This is a genomic window from Streptomyces sp. DSM 40750 (assembly GCF_024612035.1).
Lineage (GTDB): Bacteria > Actinomycetota > Actinomycetes > Streptomycetales > Streptomycetaceae > Streptomyces.
Window position 1 is genome coordinate 5,225,800 of sequence record NZ_CP102513.1, and the last position, 17,879, is coordinate 5,243,678.

The window sequence follows — 17,879 nt, forward strand, 5'->3', positions numbered from 1 at the left end:
GGCCTACGCCGCCCGCGTCATGATCCGCAGCACCTCGAGCGTTCGCGGCGGCGCGTCCGGGTCCTCCCCGTCGCTCACGGAGAGGCGCACATGGGCCTCCCGGGCGGCGCGGACGGCCTCGGGCCAGGCCTCGTGGTCGAGATACGCGGAGACGGGGGCGTCCGGGCCGACCTGGTGCATGATCCGCAGCACGCGCAGCACGGCGGAGTCGACGAGGGCCGCCTCCTGCGCGTCACGGAATATCGTGCCCACGTACTTCTCGGCGGACCAGTTGTCGAGCCAGGTGTCCTCGACCAGGCGGTACACGGCGTCGGTGACGTCCCCGTACCCGTCGACACCGGCCAGCCAGACGTTCTGCTGGAACGCGGGGTCGGAGAGCATGTGCAGCGCGGAGCGCACATTGCTGCGCCAGCGCCACCACGGCATGTCGTTCAGTGGCATGCCGCCCATGGTGGATGAGCGACGCCCGTGACGGGAAGGGTTCTCCGAACCTTGGACGGTCATCGATCGTGCGTTCCTCTCTGCAACCACTCGAAAATACGATCGTAGCTCCCCGTAATTCACCTCTCGGCCACCTCTCGTTGACCGTCCGTCACGCCCAGGTTGGTGATATGGCGGAATCGTGCGGAGCCATGACCGGCTTCCAGGCACGACGTACAACCCTGCCCAAAGGCCTCGCCAAAGGCCTGGTCAGAGTCACCACCCTCGCGGCGTGCGCGTCGTTCGTCGTCGGGTGCGGGGCCATCCCTGGTACCGCGGGGGGTTCCGGGGATGGCCCCATCACCGTCATGACCTGGGCCCCGGAGAAGACCGCCGCCACCAACAAGCCAGGCATGCCCGCGATGGCCAAGGCGTACGCCCGCTGGATCAACGCCAACGGCGGCATCGACGGCCGTGAGCTGAAGATCCTCACCTGCAACGACAAGAACGACACCGTGGCCGCCGCGAAGTGCGCCCGCCGCGCCGCCTCGGAGAACGTCGTCGCCGTCGTCGGCTCCTACAGCCAGCACGGCCGCGCCTTCCTCGCCCCGCTGGAGTCCGCGGGCATCCCCTACATAGGCGGCTACGGCGTCACCGACGACGAGTTCGCCAGCGCCCTGTCCTACCCCGTCAACGGCGGCCAGGCCTCCCTCATGGCCGGCCTCGGCGAACAGCTCTCGAAGGCCTGCGGCCCGGTCGCCCTCGTACGCCCCGACTCGATCGCCGGCGACCAGCTGCCGCTGCTGCTGGACTCGGGGCTGAGGTCGGGCGGCCACGGCAAGTCCGAGGACCAGCTGGCCGCCGAGGACGCGACCGAGTACGGGGAGCACGCCCGGGAGGCGCTGCGGCGGGCCACCATCGACCCGGCTGCCGAGGGATGCGTCGTGCCCGCGCTCGGCGACCGCACCTTCACCTTCATGGACTCCTTCCGCCGCGACCGCGACGACTACCCCGATGTCCGCACCGGGACCGTCCTCGGCAGCGTCGACCAGACGGTGATCGACGCGACCGGAGGCCGGTCGGGGCCGTACGAGGGGTCGTACGTCACCGGCTGGTACCCGGCGGAGACCGACAAGCGGTGGGACGAGATGAAGAAGGTGATCAAGGAGCACGCCTTCGGCGACAACCGGATCGACCCGGCGGACCCCGGTGTGCAGACCACGTGGATCGCGTACACCGTCCTGAAGGCCGCCATCGAGGGGATCGGCGACGGCGAGGTGACCTCCCAGAGGATCCGCCGCGTCCTCGACGACGGGCTGAAGGTCACCACGGGCGGCCTGACCCCCACGCTCAGCTGGCGCTTCGAGGACCTCATCGCCTCCGCCGGCTTCCCCCGCCTGATCAACCCCGAGGTCACCTTCCAGGTCGTACGCAAGGGCCAACTGGTCGCCGCCCGGCGGGGCTTCGTGAACGTGGAGAAGACCCTGGTGGACGCGGAGAACTGAGCCGCGCGCCGGGCCACCGGCCCGCGTCAGGGCCGCGGCCCGGCTACAGCTGGACCGCCTGACGCTGGGTCAGGCCGTACGTGGTGGCGATCGAGTTCCACAGCTTGGCGGCCTTGTTCTTCTCGGCGCTCGCGGTGCCGCTGGCCTGGTTGCCGGCCTGGGTCTGGCCGGTGGTGACGGCCTGGCCCTTCTTGCAGCCCTTCTTCCCGGCGGCCTGGTCGGCCCACGCGGCGTAGTGGTTGTCGGCGGAGGCGGAGGCCTTCCACGCCTTGGTGAGCGAGGTGGTCAGGGCCGCGTGGTTCGGCAGCTTGTCCACGGACAGCTCGCCGAGCCTGGTGACCAGGTCGTTGCGCTGCGCGGCTGCGGCCCGGAGGTCGGTGGCGGCCTTGCCCAGGTTGGTGCAGGCCTTGATGTTCGCGACCGCCTTGATCACGCTGCTCCGGCTGTCACCGCTGTCCGCCAGCAGCTTGTCCAGCGCGACCGCCTGCTCCTTCGCCGGGTCCACCGACGCGGACGCCGACTCCTCGGGCGCCCCGGTCGCCGCCACGGGCTTGTTGTCCTTCTGCGACGAGTCGTCCCCCGACCCGGCCATCAGGGCACCCGCCCCGATCCCGAGGACGGCTATCCCCACCCCGACGAGCGCGATGAGCGGCACCCGGGATCCCGTACGCCCCCCGCCGCCCCCGCTGTCCCGTCTCGCGGAGGCCCGCCCACCGTGACCACCATGGCCACCGTGACCACCGGGATCCCCATAGCCGCCGGGGCCCTGCGGCGCCGGCGCGGCATACGGGTGCTCGATCTTCGGCAGGTGCTGAGTGGCCCCGACGGCCCCGGCCCCCGGCTCGCTCCGGAAGAGACTGTCGAACACGTCCGGCTGCTGCGGCGCCTGCCGCTGGCCCGGCGCACCGTACGGCTGGGGCTGCGCCTGCGCGGGCACCGGCGGTATGTACTGCGTGGCCTCGGCGTCCGGGTTCCCGGCGGGCGCCGAGGGCATGGGCTGTGCGGGGTTCGCGGTGGGCGGCAGGGGCCCGGCACCGCGGTTGTCGGACACCCGCCCCAGATACGTCGTCGCGTCGGCCGACGCCTCCGGCGGCAGCGCTCCCGGTCCGACCGGCGGCAGATACTGCGTGGCGGCCTCCGCGGCGGGCGCCGCCGGGGCCACCGGCGGTATGTACTGCGTCGCCCCTTCGTCCACGGGCATGGCCCCGGCCGCCGGCACATACGGGATGTACTGGGTGGCCCCCTCGTCAACGGACGGCAGCGGCGCACTCTGCGGCGGTGCCGACGCCGCCTCCGAAGCCAGGGACACCTCCCCCGCGACCGGCGGCAACGGGACACCCGATCCCGCCCCGCCATACCCCTCGGCACCGTACGACTCCCGCTGCTGCGCGCCCTCGGGCGGCAACGGCATCCCACCGTCCTGCCCGCCCTGACCGCCCTGGGGTCCGTACGCGTCCTGCCCGCCCTGGGGTCCGTACGCGCCGTATGCGCCGTACGCGTCGTGCGCCCCCTGGCCGCCCCACTCGGGCGCGGACGGCACGCTGTTCCACTGGTCGGCCGGCGGCGGAGTCGGCGCGGCGGCGGCCCCCTCAGGGCCCCACTGCCGCTGCTCCCACGACTGGGCCGGGGCCGGCGGCAGCTGGGCCGACGGCAGATCGCTCGGATGGAGCGGCGCGCCACCGTCCGAGGGCAGCACGATGCCTTCGCGCGCGGTCCGCGCCGAGGGCTCCTCGCCCTGTCCACTCTGCGTCACCGAGACTCCTACGAATGGGGGACTTCCGGAATCGTCGCCTCACGCTACCCGGTCCGGGTGACAGCCCAGGCACCACCCGCGCCACGAGTAAGGGGCGCAGCCCCTACTCACGGGGCGCGGGGCTGCATCGACATGCGGCTCCGCCGCGTGGGCGCGACCGGCCACGGACGGCCCGCGGCCGCGAACCGACCGAAGTCCCTCACCGGAGCGGAGCGCCTACGCCGCCTGCAAGTCCATCCGCGCCCCGAACTCCCTGACCACCGCCTCCTCCCTGAACGGCTCCAACCGCTGCTGGAAGTCCTCCAGGTACTCGGCCCCCCGATTCGACCGAAGCGACCCCAGCAACTCCACGGCCTTCAGTCCCGTATGGCAGGCCTGCTCGACCTCCCGCTTCTGCACCTGCGCCGTGGCGAGCAGCACATACCCGATCGCCCGGCGCCGCGCCCGCGACTCGGGATGCCTGGCCAACGACTCCTCGGCCCGCCGGGCCGCAGCCTCCGCCTGCCCCAGGTCCCGGTGGCAGTGCGCCAACTCGTCGGCCAGATAGGCCTCGTCGAAGTGCTTGATCCACGCCGGGTCGTCCCCGGACGAGGGATCCGCCGCCTCCAACGCCTCCACGGCCCGCCCCGCCGCCGTCTGCGCGGCCCTCGCCTCGCCCATCAGCGCGTGCCCGCGCGCCTCCGCCGCGTGGAACATGGACTCCGCGCGCGCGGTCGCCCGCCCCCGCGCCCCTTCCTGCGCCGCGCGCGCCAACTGCGCGATCTCCCGCGGGTTTCCGAGCTGCGCGGCGAGATGGCTCATGGACGCGGCGAGCACATAACCGCCGTACGCGCGGTCGCCGGCGGCCTGGGCGAGGCGGAGCGCCTGGATGTAGTACCGCTGGGCGAGCCCGGGCTGCCCGGTGTCGACGGCCATGTATCCGGCGAGTTCGGTCAGCCGGGCGACCGCGGCGAACAACTCCCGCCCCACCGCCTCCCGGTAGGAGCCGGCCAGCAGCCCCGAGACCACGCTGTTGAGGTAGTGCACGACGACCGGCCGTACATGCCCGCTGCCGTACTGGTGGTCGAGGTCGACGAGCGCCTGGGTCATCGCGCGCACGGCCGCCACATCGGCGAGGCCCACCCGGGGCCCCGCCGAGCGGGCCACCTGGGAGTCCGGCGCGGAGATCAGCCAGTCACGGCTCGGCTCGACGAGCGCGGAGGCGGCGACGGACGACCCGGAGAGGAAGTCCCGCCGGCCCACGTCGCTGCGCCACAACTCGCAGACCTGCTCGATGGCGCCCAGTACCGTCGGCGAGAACTGGAGGCCGACGCCGGACGCGAGGTTCTTGCCGTTGGCCATGCCGATCTCGTCGATCGTGACCGTACGGCCCAGCTTGCGGCCGAGGGCCTCGGCGATGATCGCGGGTGCCCGGCCCCGCGGCTGCTGTCCGCGCAGCCAGCGCGCGACGGATGTCTTGTCGTAGCGGAGATCGAGGCCGTGCTCCGCGCCGCACATGTTGACCCGGCGGGCGAGCCCCGCGTTGGAGCAGCCCGCTTCCTGGATGAGTGCCTGCAGTCGTTCGTTCGGCTGCCTGGCGACGAGCGGCCTTGCGGCCATGGCGTACCCCCTGTGGCTGTGGTGCCTTGCCCACGCACCGAGTTGACGTGCCTTCAGCGGTCGAACCCTTCGCACACGCGGTCACGCGCCACCCGTGCACACGGCGCCCACGCACCGAACGCGCGTACCGAAAGCGCGTACCCACCTATCGAAAAGATCCGGCCTCGAAGATCAATGCCCCGCCGACATATCGAAGATGCGAGACATACCAGGATTGCCGGGGTAAACACGGATGCCGTACCCCACACGTGGCTACCCGGCTCACTCCGTGATCCCTCTCACGCGCCCCCGAGCGTGCACCCATGCGCCCCGGCCCCGTGACCGGTGCTCTCCCCGGCACATGTGATTTCCGTAACTCCTGATGACCGCTAGAGTTGTGTTCATCGTGGAAGAGACCATCGCGGGCCCTGAAGCTGCCCAAATCCCGAAGCAGCGTGGTGAATCGCTGCTGGACACCGCCGTTCGATACGCCGAAGAGCGCCACTGGGACGTGTTCCCCGGTACATGGCTGGAAGCCGTCGACGGGGTGCAGCACTGCTCCTGCGGCAACGCCGCGTGCGCCACCCCCGGCGCACACCCGGCGCGCGAGGACTGGGGGACCCAGGCAACAGGCAGTGCGACCGTCGCACGCCGTCTGTGGTCGAAGCAGCCCACCGCGTCGATCCTCCTGCCGACCGGCCGCACCTTCGACACGATCGACGTTCCCGAGACCGCGGGTCTGCTGGCGCTGGCCCGCATGGAACGCATGGAGCTGACGCTCGGTCCGGTGACGTGGACGCCGGATCGTCGGATGCATTTCTTCGTGCTGCCCGGCGCCTCCGTCAAGGCCCCCGATCTCGTACGGAAGTTGGGCTGGTCGCCGCTGGCGCTCGACCTCAGGGCGTTGGGTGAGGGCGAGTACGTGGCGGCTCCGCCCACGCGGTACGGGTCTCGGGGAGCTGTGCAGTGGGCTCGACGGCCCACGCCGGCGAATCGGTGGCTGCCGGATGCGGAGGAGCTGATCTCGCCGCTCGCCTACGCGTGTGGGCGGGACGGGCGCCGGTAACGCTCCGGATGGGGACCGCGGGTACGTTTCGCGGCTGCGGGTCGGTCGTGGCTGCTCGCGCATGGACCACCCGCACCCGCGAAATCACGCACCCCGAGCTACCGGGCGCACGGCCCCCTCAGTCCGACAGGCTGTCCAGGAACGGCTCGATCGCGGAGCGCCATGCGTCCGGCTGGTCGTAGTGGACGAGGTGGCCGGCGTCGGCGACCTCGGCGTACTGGCCGTGGGGCAGGACGCGGACCATTTCCTGGGACTCGGCGCGGCCGAGCTCGCCGTCGAGACCACGGACGACGAGGGCGGGGCAGCGGACCTGGGTCAGCTCCTCCCAGTGCGCGTCGTACACCCAGGTCTCGCGGGTCTTGAGCATCTGCTCGGGGTCGAAGACGGGCCGCCAGCCGTCCGGCCCCTCGTGCATGACCTCGGCGTAGAACTCGCCGCGGGACGGGCTGGGGCGCTCCACCCAGGGGTCGTCCTCGCCGAACCACTTGCGGACGTCGGCGAGGGTGGCGAAGGGCAGCGGCCAGGCCTTGAACCAGTTCTCCCACTCGCGCTGCGAGGCGGCGCCCAGCGCGGAGGCCCGCATGTCGCAGATGATCAGGCCGCGCACCAGGTCCGGGCGCTTGGCGGCCAGCTGCCAGGCGGTCAGCGCGCCCATGGCGTGGCCGATGAGGACGACCGGGGCGAGGCCCAGCTGTTCGATCGCGGCCTCGACGTCATCGACGTAGGCCTCACGGGTGTACGCGGCCTGCTCGGGCTTCGCGCTCTGGCCGTGGCCGCGCTGGTCGAGTGCGACGGCGCGATGCCGTTCGGAGAGCCAGCGGGCGGTGGGTGCCCAGTGCGAGGCGCGGCCCATGAGGCCGTGCAATAACAGCACCCCGGACCCTGGCGCGTGGTCGCCGCCCCGATCCATGGCGCCCTCGGCGGTCCCGCCCCCCGCAGTGTCGTCGACCTTGTCGCCGGTCTTGGGCGGGTCGCCGAACTCCCAGGCGGCGAGACTTACACCGCCCGCTCCGGTCACGTCGATGCGCCGCACCATTGGCACCCCCCAGACTCCTGCCCGGACCGCTCGCTCCCGCCTCTCGCTCCCGCTTCGAGCCGGCCGGTCCACTCGTCCCAACTGCTGTCGTACCGCTGTCGTGCTGCCGCTCCTGCTGCTTTGGCCACTTTTGCTGCTTTTGCTGCTTTTACTGTCGCGTGCGTCGCTCGGACGGCGAGCCCCTGTGTTACAGCGCGCATATCGGTTGACACGTTACGTGTGGGGTGTGCGCGTCGACTCCGACACGGGTCACGCAAGGCCGCCACGCCGGTACAGGTTATCGAATACACATTCGAAGATGCCGCTCTTGGCGACAACACCCCTCATTCGAGTGACCCCCATCAAGGATTGCCCGCAGCCACCGAGGGGAGATCTTCAACGGGAGGCGGGCCGCTCGGGGAAAACGGTCCGAGGGGAATGACCCTGGGAGCTCGGGGCTCCGGGTCAGCACAGGGGAGGACAGGCCCCGGCGCCACACGGCGCCGGGGCCCTCCTCATGTCCACGGCACATCCGCCCCGCCCCTTCCCCTGCCACCCGGAGATCGTCGTCTCGGGCGGCCAAGAGCCCCTCAGGTCATATGCCTCACGCGCAAGCCTCGCACGCGAACGGCCCGAGCGCTGCGATTCGGCGCACTGAATCTTGATTCGACGGGATCGCGGACATCGACCCCGATACGCCACAACTTCCCCTCCCACACCGGGAGTTGGCGGATGATACGGAAATCCATCGCCACGTGCCGAACGACGGCCGACAGGAGACGACAGGGGCCGACATGGGGCGACACAGGACGGCACCGGATGGTCGGAATAGGTCGGTGCGGCGGTGGCGTGCACGTGGGCCGGTTGCGGCGGTGCGACGGTGCCGAGCACGGAGGCCCGCGCCCATGGCGAGTACGTGGATCAGTACTCAGCCACGCGTACGCGGGTCATCAGTGCTCCGCCACGCGCACGCGGGTCAGCGCTTGGCCACGAACACGTGGGAGGCGACGTCCGCCTCCAGTTCCGCGGCCTCGCCGCCGCTGCCCACGAGGACACCGCCGGCCGCCTCCGTCACGCTCACCACCGAGCCGGGCTGCACGCCCGCGCGCCGCAGCGTGTACATCAGCTGGGCGTCCGTCTGGATGGGCTCGCCGATCCGGCGCACGACGACGGTCTTGCCCTCCGTGCCCGGGTCGAGGTCCGCGAGGGACACCATGCCCTCGTCCAGGAAGGGGTCCGCGCCGTCCTTCTCACCCAGCTCCTCCAGGCCCGGGATCGGGTTTCCGTACGGCGACTCGGTCGGGTGGCGCAGCAGTTCGAGGACGCGGCGCTCGACCGCCTCGCTCATCACGTGCTCCCAGCGACACGCCTCCGCGTGGACCTGCTCCCACTCCAGGCCGATCACGTCGACGAGCAGACACTCCGCGAGGCGGTGCTTGCGCATCACGCGCGTCGCCAGCCGGCGGCCCTCCTCGGTGAGCTCCAGGTGGCGGTCCGCGGCGACGGACACCAGGCCGTCGCGCTCCATGCGCGCGACCGTCTGGCTCACCGTGGGGCCGCTCTGGTCGAGCCGCTCGGCGATCCGGGCGCGCATGGGGACCACACCTTCCTCCTCCAGCTCGAGGATGGTGCGGAGATACATCTCCGTCGTATCGATCAGTCCGGACATACGTGCCCCTCGATGAGATTCAGCCGGGGGCTTCGACGGCCACACCGGCTTGCTGCGCTGACCCTGGACTCAATTCTTGCGCATCCGACTGACAACCGTGCGGTGCCGGTGGAACGACGGCGTTACGACGGCGGCCGGGTGGCCGATTTCCGCCCTTTCCGTCCGTTGTGGCGGCTCCTCCAAGGGCGGCGCCCTTGGATCCCCGCTTCAAGGGGCGCGGGGCTGTATCGATATGCGGCTCCGCCGCGTGGGCGCGACCAGCCCCCACTCAACCGCAGCCGAAGAGCACACCCATTGACACCGCAGTGGTCCAGACCTCTAACGTGATCCGCGACACTGCGGGCCGGGGAGAGGCTGAGAGGTTCACATGGACGACGGGACGCTGGGCGGGCGATTCCTCGACGCGGCCATCGGGCTGCTGGCGCGGGTGCGGGACGAGGAGGCGGAGAGCGTCGCCGCGGCCGGGGAGATGGTCGCGGACACCGTCGCCGACGGGGGGCGGCTCTTCGCGTTCGGGGCCGGGCACTCGTCGCTCGCCGCGCAGGACCTCGTCTACCGGGCCGGCGGTCTCGCGCTGATGAACCTGCTGGCCGTACCCGGAGCGGTGGGTGTGGACGTGCTGCCCGCGACGCTCGGGTCGGCGCTGGAGCGGGTCGACGGACTGGCGACCGCGGTGCTCGACACCAGCCCGCTCCGGGCCGGCGACCTGCTCGTGATCATCTCGCTCTCCGGCCGCAACGCGCTCCCCGTGGAAATGGCCACGCACGCCCGGGAGCTGGGCGTGAAGGTCATCGGCGTCACCTCGGTCGCGTACGCCACGGAGACGAAATCCCGCCACTCCTCCGGCACCTTCCTCAAGGACCACTGCGACCTCGTCCTCGACTCGAAGATCGCGGTCGGCGACGCGGAACTCACCCTCGACGCCATCCCCGCCCCCTTCGCCCCGGCCTCCACCGTCGTCACCTCCGCGATCCTCCAGTCGGTCATGGCCACCGCCGCCGCCTCCCTCGCGGACCGGGGCATCGAACCGCCGCTGCTCCGCTCCGGGAACGTCGACGGCGGGCTCGACTGGAACGACCGGGTGATGCGGGAGTACGGCGACCGGATCTTCTACCTGCGCTGACTGCGCCCCTGGATTCGTGGGAACGTTGAGAAGGGAGAGAAGGAAATCCGGCGTACAACGATTTCGTCCAAATCTTGCGCGAAGCAGATGTGGGCTGGGTCACGTTCGAGTTGAATGGTTGCGAGTGAGCGAACCGACGCGCCGTACATGCCCGTACACGCGGACGCAACGCAGCCTGCAGGGGGTTCAGGTGAGTGCTTCCCGGCGTAGTGGGACCACCGACGAGCTCGGGCCCGACGAGCCCGAGCGGGACGGTCCGACGGACGAGGACACCAAGGACATCGAGAACACCGAAGGCACGGAGAACACCGAGGGCACCGAGGGTTCCATGGACTTCGGTGGCTCGGATCTTCTCGCCGCCCTGCTGGACGGCATGGACGCCGCGCTGTGCGCGTTCGACGCGGACGGCGTCGTCACCCACTGGAACCGCGAGGCCGAACGGATCCTGGGCTGGACCGCCGAGGAGGCGGTCGGGCGCCGGGGATTCGCCGGGTGGGCCGTGCGGACCGCGGACGCCGAGGAGGTCGAGGGGCGCCTGATGGCCGCCATGCACGCGGCCGGCCGGCAGGTCCACGAGTTCGCCCTGGTCACCAAGGACGGCGGGCGGGTCCTCGTACGCACCCAGTCCGCCGCCGTACGCGGGCCCGACGGCAAACCCGCCGGCCTGTACTGCGCCTTCAGCGAGGTCCATGCGCAGATCGACCTCGAACGGTCGATCGCCCTCAGCGAGGCCCTCTTCGAGGACGCGTCCTGGGGCGTCGTCCTCGTCGACGCCGACCTGCGCCCCGCCGTCGTCAACGCGCATGCCGCGCGTGCCCTCGGCATCGGCCGTACGGCGGTCCTCGGGCGCCCGATCGGCGAACTGCTCACCCAGGGCGTCGAGGAACTGGAGAGCGCCCTCACCCACGTACTCGCCGAGGGCGCCCCGCCCGCACCCGCCGAGATCTGGGTCGGCGTCCGCACCCCCGAGGGCGAGAAGCGCCGCTGCTGGCGCAGCGGCTTCCTCCGCCTCGCCTCGCCCCTGGCAGAGGAACCGGTTCCGCTCGGCGTCGGCTGGCTCTTCCAGGACATCACCGAGTCCAAACAGACCGAGCAGGAAGCCGCCCAGCTCCGCTTCCGCGTCAACCAGCTCCACCGGGCCGCACGCGCCGCCGCCGAGTGCGAGGACCCCGGTGAGGCCGCCACCGTCCACCTCGACTTCGCCCTGGCAGGCTTCGCCGACCACGCCCTCATCGACCGCGTCGCCGGCGGCTCCCTCGCCGACGGCGAAGGGCCCGCCCGCCTCGTACGCGCCGCCGCCACCCCCTCCGGCCAGCCCGGCCCCAGCCACCTCGCCGGCCACGCCGGCATCCCCATCCGCTACGGCCAGGGCCACCCCGCCCTCCAATGCGTGGAGCGGGCGGGCTCGGTCCGCGCCGGCGCCGGCGCCGCCACCCCCGAAGCCGCCCGCGACTGGGCCACCGGCCGCCAATGGCCCCCGGACGCCGTCCACGCCCTCTGCGCCGTCCTCCGCAGCCGAGGCCGCACCCTGGGCGTCGTCACCTTCCTCCGCGGCGCCGGCCGCACCCCGTTCGAACGGACGGACGCGGTCTACGCCGAGGACATCGCCATACGCATCGCCGCGGCCCTGGACCTGGAGGCACTGGAGAGGTCGGCGGAGTAGTCACGGCACCGGAGCGGCGAGGGGACTCGCGGTTACGGGGGGGGGAGGAACGCGGCGGCGGGGAAAGGGCTCGCGTCCGTCCATCGGCCCGGCAGAGAATCCCCGCCATGGCACTCATCCACCGCACCACCCTCAAGCCCACCAAGCTCGAACTGCTCACCGCCTGGCTCCCCACCCGTCCCTGGTACGCCGGTGGCACCGCCGCACCCGAGCTGACCAAGGCCGGCGGCTTCCGCCTCGACGACCCCGAGGGCGAGGTCGGCATCGAGTTCATGGTCGCCACCGACGCCTCCGGCCCCGCCCCGGTCCACTACCTGGCTCCCCTCACCTACCGAGGCGCCCCGCTCCCCGACGCCGAGCACGCCCTCATCGGCACCATGGAACACGGCGTACTGGGCAAGCGCTGGGCCTACGACGGCTGCCACGACCCGGTCCTGGTCGCCCAGCTCCTGGCCCTCTTCGAAGGCAGGGCCGAACCCCAGGCCCAGAGCCTCACCGACACCCCCGACCACGAGGTCACCCGCGCTTACGAGGGAGACGGTCCACTGTCCGTGGCCACTCCGACCGCCACCGACACCGACGAGGCCACCGAGCTGCCCGTCCGACTCGGCACCACCGTCCTCCGCCTGAACCGGGTCCTGCGGCCCGGCCCGCTCGATCTCCCGGAGGGCACGAAGGGGCACGTCAGCGGCCACTGGACCCTCCCGGACGGCATCCGGGCCCGTGCGGTCTTCGCCGTACTGCGGTAATTCCTCGGCAATCGGCTCGGAAATCGCCTCGGAAAATCGCTTGAGCGTTCTGGGAGCGCTTCTTAGGGTGTGGGGTACACGAGAAAGGAGGTGGTTCGGCAGATGTATGACAACCGGACGCGTGAGGTGGCTGCGGGCTAGCGGCCCTGCACCACACACAGTGCGGTGCCGGACCAGCGCGTGTTGAGCGCGCAGCCGGCCCAATCTCCAGCAGTCACCCGACCCGCAGGCTCGCCGGTACGTCCGGCCGGCTTCTTCGTCCTTGAGGCGGAGGGACCCAGAGTCTGCGGGTCGTCTGCGTTTGAAGCGCGGTAGCCGAACGGCATCACGCGGGGCTCCTCGGCCCCACGTGATGCCGCACAGGAACTACCTACCGCGCGATGTCCCCGTAGCCCTCGATGTCCCTCGGGTCGCGCGGGCCCGGGCCGATGTAGCGGGCGGACGGGCGGACGAGGCGGCCGGTGCGCTTCTGTTCCAGGATGTGCGCCGACCAGCCCGCCGTGCGGGCGCAGGTGAACATCGAGGTGAACATGTGGGCCGGGACCTCGGCGAAGTCGAGGACGATCGCGGCCCAGAATTCGACGTTCGTCGCCAGGACTCGGTCGGGGCGGCGGGCGTGGAGTTCCGCCAGGGCCGCCTTTTCCAGGGCCTCGGCCACCTCGAAGCGGGGGGCGCCGAGGTCGCGGGCGGTGCGGCGGAGGACTCGGGCGCGGGGATCCTCGGCGCGGTAGACGCGGTGGCCGAAGCCCATGAGGCGTTCGCCCTTGTCGAGGGCTTGTTTGACGTAGGCGTCGGCGTCGCCCGTTCGCTCGATCTCCTCGATCATGCCCAGTACGCGGGAGGGGGCGCCGCCGTGCAGGGGGCCCGACATGGCTCCCACCGCGCCGGACAGGGCTGCCGCCACATCCGCGCCCGTCGACGCGATGACCCGCGCCGTGAACGTGGACGCGTTCATGCCGTGCTCGGCCGCCGATGTCCAGTACGCGTCCACCGCCGCCACGTGCTTCGGGTCCGGCTCGCCGCGCCAGCGGATCATGAAGCGTTCGACCACGGACTGGGCCTTGTCGATCTCGCGCTGCGGGACCATGGGCAGGCCCTGGCCGCGAGCGGACTGGGCGACGTAGGAGAGGGCCATGACGGCGGCGCGGGCGAGGTCGGCGCGGGCCTGCTGCTCGTCGATGTCCAGGAGGGGCTTGAGGCCCCAGACCGGGGCGAGCATGGCCAGTGCGGACTGGACGTCGACGCGGATGTCACCCGAGTGGACCGGGATGGGGAACGGTTCGGCGGGCGGCAGGCCGGGGCGGAACGCGCCGTCGACGAGGAGGCCCCAGACGTTGCCGAAGGAGACGTGGCCGACCAGATCCTCGATGTCGACGCCCCGGTACCGGAGGGCGCCGCCCTCCTTGTCCGGTTCGGCGATCTCCGTCTCGAACGCGACGACCCCTTCGAGCCCGGGTACGAAGTCGGACATCAGGCGGCTCCTCGTGATGTGTACGACAGGGGGGCGCCCGGCGGGGGCGGCGGTACGAGGCCCCACCGGAATGTTCCAGCACCTTACGCCTGAGTGCCAGGTTTGGGGAGGGTGCGCGGCACTCAGTGCCACCAACCTTCCGGGCGGCCGCCGATACGGCAAGATGACCACCGTGAACGATCCCGGCCTGGAACCCGTGCCCGACCCCGCTCGCATGCGCAAGCAGTACCGGGCCGACGGGCTCGACGAGAGCGAGCTGGCCGGTGATCCGATGGAGCAGTTCGCGCGGTGGTTCCGGCAGGCCGCGCAGGAGGGCGCGGTGTTCGAGCCGAACGCCATGGTCGTGTCGACGGCGGACGCCGAGGGGCGCCCCGGTTCTCGTACGGTGCTGATGAAGGCGTACGACGAACAGGGCTTCGTCTTCTACACGAACTACGACTCCCGCAAGGCCCACGACCTGGCGGAGAACCCGTATGTCTCGCTGCTCTTCCCGTGGCATGCGATCGCCCGGCAGGTGATCGTGACGGGTACGGCGCGGCGGACCGGGCGGGACGAGACGGCGGCGTACTTCCGTACGCGTCCGCATGGTTCGCAGCTGGGGGCGTGGGCCAGCGCGCAGTCCTCGGTGATCTCTTCGCGGACCGAACTGGACGCCGCGTACGAGGAGTTGCACGCCCGCTATCCGGAGGGCGAGCAGGTGCCGGTGCCGCCGAACTGGGGTGGCTTCCGGGTGGCGCCGCAGAGTGTGGAGTTCTGGCAGGGGCGGTGGAATCGGCTGCACGACCGGTTGCGGTATGTGGCGGAGGCGGACGGGTCGTGGCGGGTGGAGCGGCTGAGTCCGTGACCTCGGTGGAGCGGCTCAGCGCGTGACCTCGGTGGGGCGGCTCAGTCCGGGGTCTCCGTCGTCCGGTCCAGTGCCTCGTCCAGCAGGGCCGCCCACTGGGCCACCACCTTGTCGCGGCGTCCGGTGTCGTCCGTGAGGAGGTTGGCGAGGCCGAGGCCGCGGGCCATGTCGAGGAGGCCCTGGACGGTTTCGCGGACGCCGGGGACGGTTTCGTCGGCGCGGAGGAGGTCGACGGCGATGCGGTGGGTCTCGCGGCCGACGCGGGCTTCGAGTTCGGTGACGCGGGGGCGGAGCTGGTCCTCGTTGGAGGCGGCGACCCAGAGATGGAGGGCGGCGCGGAAGAGGGGGCCGGTGTAGAGGTCGACGACGGCGGCGACGACGGCGCGGCGGTCGGCGGGGCCCTCGGGGAAGAGGGCGCGCAGGGCGAGGGAGCGCTCTTCGGCGACGTATTCGACGGCCGCGGTGAACAGGTCCTCGCGGGTGCGGAAGTGGTGTTGTGCGGCGCCGCGGGAGACGCCGGCGCGTTCGGCGACGACGGAGACGGTGGAGCCGGCCCAGCCGTGTTCGGCGAGGCAGGCCACGGCGGCTTCGAGGAGGCGTTTGCGGGTGATCCGGCTGCGGTCCTGCTTGGGGCCGCGCTCGGCGACCGCCCCGGTGTCGGTGTCAACGGATGTGCCCACCATGCTCACAACACCCATCCCGGTTCCCGTCTTTCGAGGAAGGCCGTCATGCCCTCGCGGGCGTCGGCGGAGGCGAACAGCCGGGACGAGAGGCGGGTCAGTTCGCCCGTGTCCAGGTCGAAGTTCTCCAGCACCTTAGTGGTGAGCAGGTGTTTCGTCTCCGCCAGGGCCGTCGGGGAGGCTCGGCGCAGTCCGTCGAGGACGGGTTCGAGTACGTCGTCGACGTCGGCGCCGGCCGCGGTGAGCAGGCCGATGCGGGCGGCTTCGGCGGAGCCGAAGGTCTCGCCGGTGAGGTAGTAGCGGGCGAGGGCGCGGGCGTCGGTGCGGGGGCGGAGGGTGAGGGAGATGACGGCGGGGGCGACGCCGATGCGGACCTCGGTGAAGGCGAAGGTGGCCTCGGCGCCGGCGGCGGCGATGTCGCAGGCGCCGAGCAGGCCGAGGCCGCCCGCGCGGACGTGGCCGGTGACGCGGGCGACGACGGGTTTGCGCAGTTCGAGGAGCTGGCGGAGAAGCTCGACCAGGGCTTTCGGGTCGGGTGGGTCGCGGAGGTCGGCGCCGGCGCAGAAGGTGGTGCCGGTGTGGGTGAGGACGATCGCGCGTACGGTGCCGTCTCTGCCGCACTGTTCGAGGGTGGCGCGGAGTTCGGCGACGAGGGCGGCGGAGAGGGCGTTGCGGTTGGCCGGGGAGTCGAGGGTGAGGGTGGCGACTCCCCGGTGGTGTGCGGCACGTACGAGGGATTGGGTGTCTGTCACAGGCGTTCCCTGAGTTCGCGGCGGAGGATCTTCCCGGAGGCCGCCCGGGGGACGCCGTCGATGAAGGTGACGAGGCGGACGCGTTTGTAGGGGGCGACGCGTTCGGCGACGTACATCATGACCTCGCCCTCGGAGAGTCCGTCGGCCGTGGGGTGGCGGACGACGAAGGCGTGCGGGACCTCGTTGCCGTCGTCGTCGTAGTGGCCGATGACGGCGGCGTCGGCGATGGCGGGGTGGGTGACGAGGAGGGCTTCGAGTTCGGCGGGGGCGACCTGGAAGCCCTTGTATTTGATGAGTTCCTTGACGCGGTCGACGATGTACAGCCAGCCGTCGGCGTCGGCGTGGCCGACGTCGCCGGTGAAGAGCCAGCCGTCGGCGTCGATCATGTCGGCGGTGGCCTGGGGGCGGCCCAGGTAGCCCTTCATGACCTGGGGGCCGCGGATGACGATCTCACCGGGTTCACCGACGCCGACGTCCTTGCCGGGGTCGTCGAGGGAGACGATCCGCATCTCGGTGCCGGCGATGAGTTTGCCGACGGTGCCGGGGGGTGCGGAGGCGGCCTGGGCGAGGGGGACCAGGTGGGAGCAGGGGGAGAGTTCGGTCATGCCGTAGCCCTGGACGACGGGCGGCAGGCCGAGGCGGGCCGAGCAGGCGGTGGCGAGCTTCGCGTCGAGGGGGGCGGCGGCGGAGAGGATGTGCCGGACCGTGGAGAGGTCGTAGCGCTCGGCGGCCGGGTGCTTGGCCAGGGCCAGGACGATCGGCGGGGCGACGTAGAGGTGCGTGATGCCGTACTTGGCGATGGCCGCGAGGTAGACCTCCAGGTCGAAGCGGGGGAGGACGACGACGGTGGCGCCGAGCCGCAGCGGGGCGTTCATCAGGGCGGTGAGGCCGTAGATGTGGAAGAACGGCAGTACGGCGAGGATGCGGTCGCCGGGGTCGGCCGGCATGACCGGTTCGAGTTGGGCGAGGTTGGTGGCGATGGACCGGTGGGTGAGCATGACGCCCTTGGGGACGCCGGTCGTGCCGGAGGAGTACGGGAGGGCCGCCAGGTCCGTCACCGGGTTGATCTCGACGTCCGGCTCGGGTGCGGCGGAGGCGAGCATGTCGATCAGCGAACGGTGCCCGGGGGCGCTGTCGCAGACGAAGATCTCCCGTATGCCGCCGACGCGTTCGGCGGCCGTGCGGGCGGTTTCGAGGAGCGGCGAGACCGTGACGATCCAGTTCGCCCCGGAGTCCTGGAGCTGTTTGGCCAGCTCGCCCGGGGTGGCCAGCGGGTGGACGGTGGTGACCGTGGCGCCCGCGCGGGTGGCGGCGTAGAAGGCCGTCGGGTAGGCGATCGTGTTGGGGCTGTGCAGGGCGAGCACATCGCCCTTGCGGACCCCCGCCTCGGCGAACGCGGCCGCGAGGCGCCGGTGGAAGCGGTCCACCTGTTCGTACGTGAGGGTCGTGCCGTCGATGCCGTCGATCAGCGCGGGCAGGTCGCCGAACTCGGCGGCTCGGCCCAGTACGACGTCGTGGATGGGGAGTTCGAGGGGTGGGACGTCTGCGTACTCGCTGCGGAACATGGTTCCTCCTCGCGCCACACGGTGCC

Annotated in this window: 15 protein-coding genes; 6 read left to right on the forward strand and 9 right to left on the reverse strand. The window is 71.6% G+C overall.

The features are described 5' to 3' along the window. Positions 1 to 3 precede the first annotated feature (3 nt). Complete coding sequence (locus JIX55_RS23305; protein WP_257565249.1) at positions 4 to 504, reverse strand: SCO4402 family protein; 501 nt, start codon at positions 502 to 504, stop codon at positions 4 to 6. A 128-nt stretch (positions 505 to 632) separates the two neighbouring features. Here JIX55_RS23305 and JIX55_RS23310 point away from each other — a divergent pair, with 128 nt between their 5' ends. Further along, on the forward strand, positions 633 to 1,925 hold the full coding sequence (locus tag JIX55_RS23310) for an ABC transporter substrate-binding protein (RefSeq protein WP_257565250.1): 1,293 nt from the start codon (positions 633 to 635) through the stop codon (positions 1,923 to 1,925). A 43-nt stretch (positions 1,926 to 1,968) separates the two neighbouring features. On the opposite strand, the gene JIX55_RS23315 is transcribed toward JIX55_RS23310, so the two are convergent. Together JIX55_RS23315 and JIX55_RS23320 are read right to left on the reverse strand one after the other, a co-directional pair. Next, a complete protein-coding gene (locus JIX55_RS23315) occupies positions 1,969 to 3,678 on the reverse strand; it encodes a hypothetical protein (protein WP_257565251.1) in 1,710 nt (569 codons plus the stop codon). 216 nt (positions 3,679 to 3,894) lie between these two features. Further along, positions 3,895 to 5,277 (reverse strand): transcriptional regulator, encoded by a 1,383-nt coding sequence (locus JIX55_RS23320; protein ID WP_257565252.1) that lies wholly within the window; start codon positions 5,275 to 5,277, stop codon positions 3,895 to 3,897. Positions 5,278 to 5,638: 361 nt separating this feature from the next. On the opposite strand from JIX55_RS23320, the gene JIX55_RS23325 reads away from it, so the two are divergent. Beyond that, positions 5,639 to 6,322, forward strand: coding sequence for a bifunctional DNA primase/polymerase (locus tag JIX55_RS23325; protein ID WP_257565253.1), 684 nt, complete (start codon positions 5,639 to 5,641; stop codon positions 6,320 to 6,322). A 118-nt stretch (positions 6,323 to 6,440) separates the two neighbouring features. On the opposite strand, the gene JIX55_RS23330 is transcribed toward JIX55_RS23325, so the two are convergent. Both JIX55_RS23330 and JIX55_RS23335 read right to left on the reverse strand, forming a co-directional pair. Then, the gene (locus JIX55_RS23330) at positions 6,441 to 7,358 is read right to left on the reverse strand and encodes an alpha/beta fold hydrolase (protein ID WP_257565254.1); all 918 of its coding nucleotides are present in this window, start codon (positions 7,356 to 7,358) and stop codon (positions 6,441 to 6,443) included. A 955-nt stretch (positions 7,359 to 8,313) separates the two neighbouring features. After that, entirely contained in the window at positions 8,314 to 9,006 is a 693-nt protein-coding gene (locus JIX55_RS23335) for a metal-dependent transcriptional regulator (protein ID WP_033525889.1), read from the reverse strand. Between the two features lie 367 nt (positions 9,007 to 9,373). On the opposite strand from JIX55_RS23335, the gene JIX55_RS23340 reads away from it, so the two are divergent. From JIX55_RS23340 to JIX55_RS23350, 3 genes are all read left to right on the forward strand, one after another. After that, a complete protein-coding gene (locus JIX55_RS23340) occupies positions 9,374 to 10,129 on the forward strand; it encodes an SIS domain-containing protein (RefSeq protein WP_257565255.1) in 756 nt (251 codons plus the stop codon). Between the two features lie 190 nt (positions 10,130 to 10,319). Then, positions 10,320 to 11,792 carry a PAS domain-containing protein gene (locus tag JIX55_RS23345; RefSeq protein ID WP_257565256.1) on the forward strand — a complete coding sequence of 491 codons (1,473 nt, stop codon included), beginning with the start codon at positions 10,320 to 10,322 and terminating at the stop codon, positions 11,790 to 11,792. Positions 11,793 to 11,899: 107 nt separating this feature from the next. Further along, positions 11,900 to 12,541 (forward strand): maltokinase N-terminal cap-like domain-containing protein, encoded by a 642-nt coding sequence (locus JIX55_RS23350; RefSeq protein ID WP_257565257.1) that lies wholly within the window; start codon positions 11,900 to 11,902, stop codon positions 12,539 to 12,541. Positions 12,542 to 12,911: 370 nt separating this feature from the next. Here the strand turns inward: JIX55_RS23350 and JIX55_RS23355 are convergent, their stop codons facing one another. Then, entirely contained in the window at positions 12,912 to 14,012 is a 1,101-nt protein-coding gene (locus tag JIX55_RS23355; RefSeq protein WP_257565258.1) for a citrate synthase 2, read from the reverse strand. A gap of 163 nt (positions 14,013 to 14,175) precedes the next feature. On the opposite strand from JIX55_RS23355, the gene pdxH reads away from it, so the two are divergent. Next, entirely contained in the window at positions 14,176 to 14,856 is a 681-nt protein-coding gene (gene pdxH, locus JIX55_RS23360; RefSeq protein WP_257565259.1) for a pyridoxamine 5'-phosphate oxidase, read from the forward strand. 41 nt (positions 14,857 to 14,897) lie between these two features. Here pdxH and JIX55_RS23365 read toward each other — a convergent pair whose 3' ends face one another. Genes JIX55_RS23365 through JIX55_RS23375 form a run of 3 tightly spaced genes read right to left on the reverse strand, consistent with a single transcriptional unit; the run spans position 14,898 to position 17,853 of the window. Continuing rightward, complete coding sequence (locus JIX55_RS23365) at positions 14,898 to 15,539, reverse strand: TetR/AcrR family transcriptional regulator (protein WP_257565260.1); 642 nt, start codon at positions 15,537 to 15,539, stop codon at positions 14,898 to 14,900. Between the two features lie 2 nt (positions 15,540 to 15,541). Continuing rightward, on the reverse strand, positions 15,542 to 16,288 hold the full coding sequence (locus JIX55_RS23370) for an enoyl-CoA hydratase family protein (protein ID WP_257565261.1): 747 nt from the start codon (positions 16,286 to 16,288) through the stop codon (positions 15,542 to 15,544). After that, positions 16,285 to 17,853, reverse strand: a complete 1,569-nt coding sequence (locus JIX55_RS23375) for a 4-coumarate--CoA ligase family protein (protein WP_257565262.1) — start codon at positions 17,851 to 17,853, stop codon at positions 16,285 to 16,287. The genes JIX55_RS23370 and JIX55_RS23375 overlap by 4 nt, the downstream gene beginning before the upstream one ends. Positions 17,854 to 17,879: the final 26 nt, after the last annotated feature.

Bases quoted from the DNA above. Each gene is read 5' to 3' on its own strand.
- JIX55_RS23305 (WP_257565249.1), bottom strand. From the start codon at position 504: ATGACCGTCCAAGGTTCGGAGAACCCTTCCCGTCACGGGCGTCGCTCA.
- JIX55_RS23310 (WP_257565250.1), top strand. From the start codon at position 633: ATGACCGGCTTCCAGGCACGACGTACAACCCTGCCCAAAGGCCTCGCC.
- JIX55_RS23320 (WP_257565252.1), bottom strand. From the start codon at position 5,277: ATGGCCGCAAGGCCGCTCGTCGCCAGGCAGCCGAACGAACGACTGCAG.
- JIX55_RS23325 (WP_257565253.1), top strand. From the start codon at position 5,639: ATGACCGCTAGAGTTGTGTTCATCGTGGAAGAGACCATCGCGGGCCCT.
- JIX55_RS23330 (WP_257565254.1), bottom strand. From the start codon at position 7,358: ATGGTGCGGCGCATCGACGTGACCGGAGCGGGCGGTGTAAGTCTCGCC.
- JIX55_RS23335 (WP_033525889.1), bottom strand. From the start codon at position 9,006: ATGTCCGGACTGATCGATACGACGGAGATGTATCTCCGCACCATCCTC.
- JIX55_RS23340 (WP_257565255.1), top strand. From the start codon at position 9,374: ATGGACGACGGGACGCTGGGCGGGCGATTCCTCGACGCGGCCATCGGG.
- JIX55_RS23350 (WP_257565257.1), top strand. From the start codon at position 11,900: ATGGCACTCATCCACCGCACCACCCTCAAGCCCACCAAGCTCGAACTG.
- JIX55_RS23355 (WP_257565258.1), bottom strand. From the start codon at position 14,012: ATGTCCGACTTCGTACCCGGGCTCGAAGGGGTCGTCGCGTTCGAGACG.
- pdxH (WP_257565259.1), top strand. From the start codon at position 14,176: ATGACCACCGTGAACGATCCCGGCCTGGAACCCGTGCCCGACCCCGCT.
- JIX55_RS23365 (WP_257565260.1), bottom strand. From the start codon at position 15,539: ATGGTGGGCACATCCGTTGACACCGACACCGGGGCGGTCGCCGAGCGC.
- JIX55_RS23375 (WP_257565262.1), bottom strand. From the start codon at position 17,853: ATGTTCCGCAGCGAGTACGCAGACGTCCCACCCCTCGAACTCCCCATC.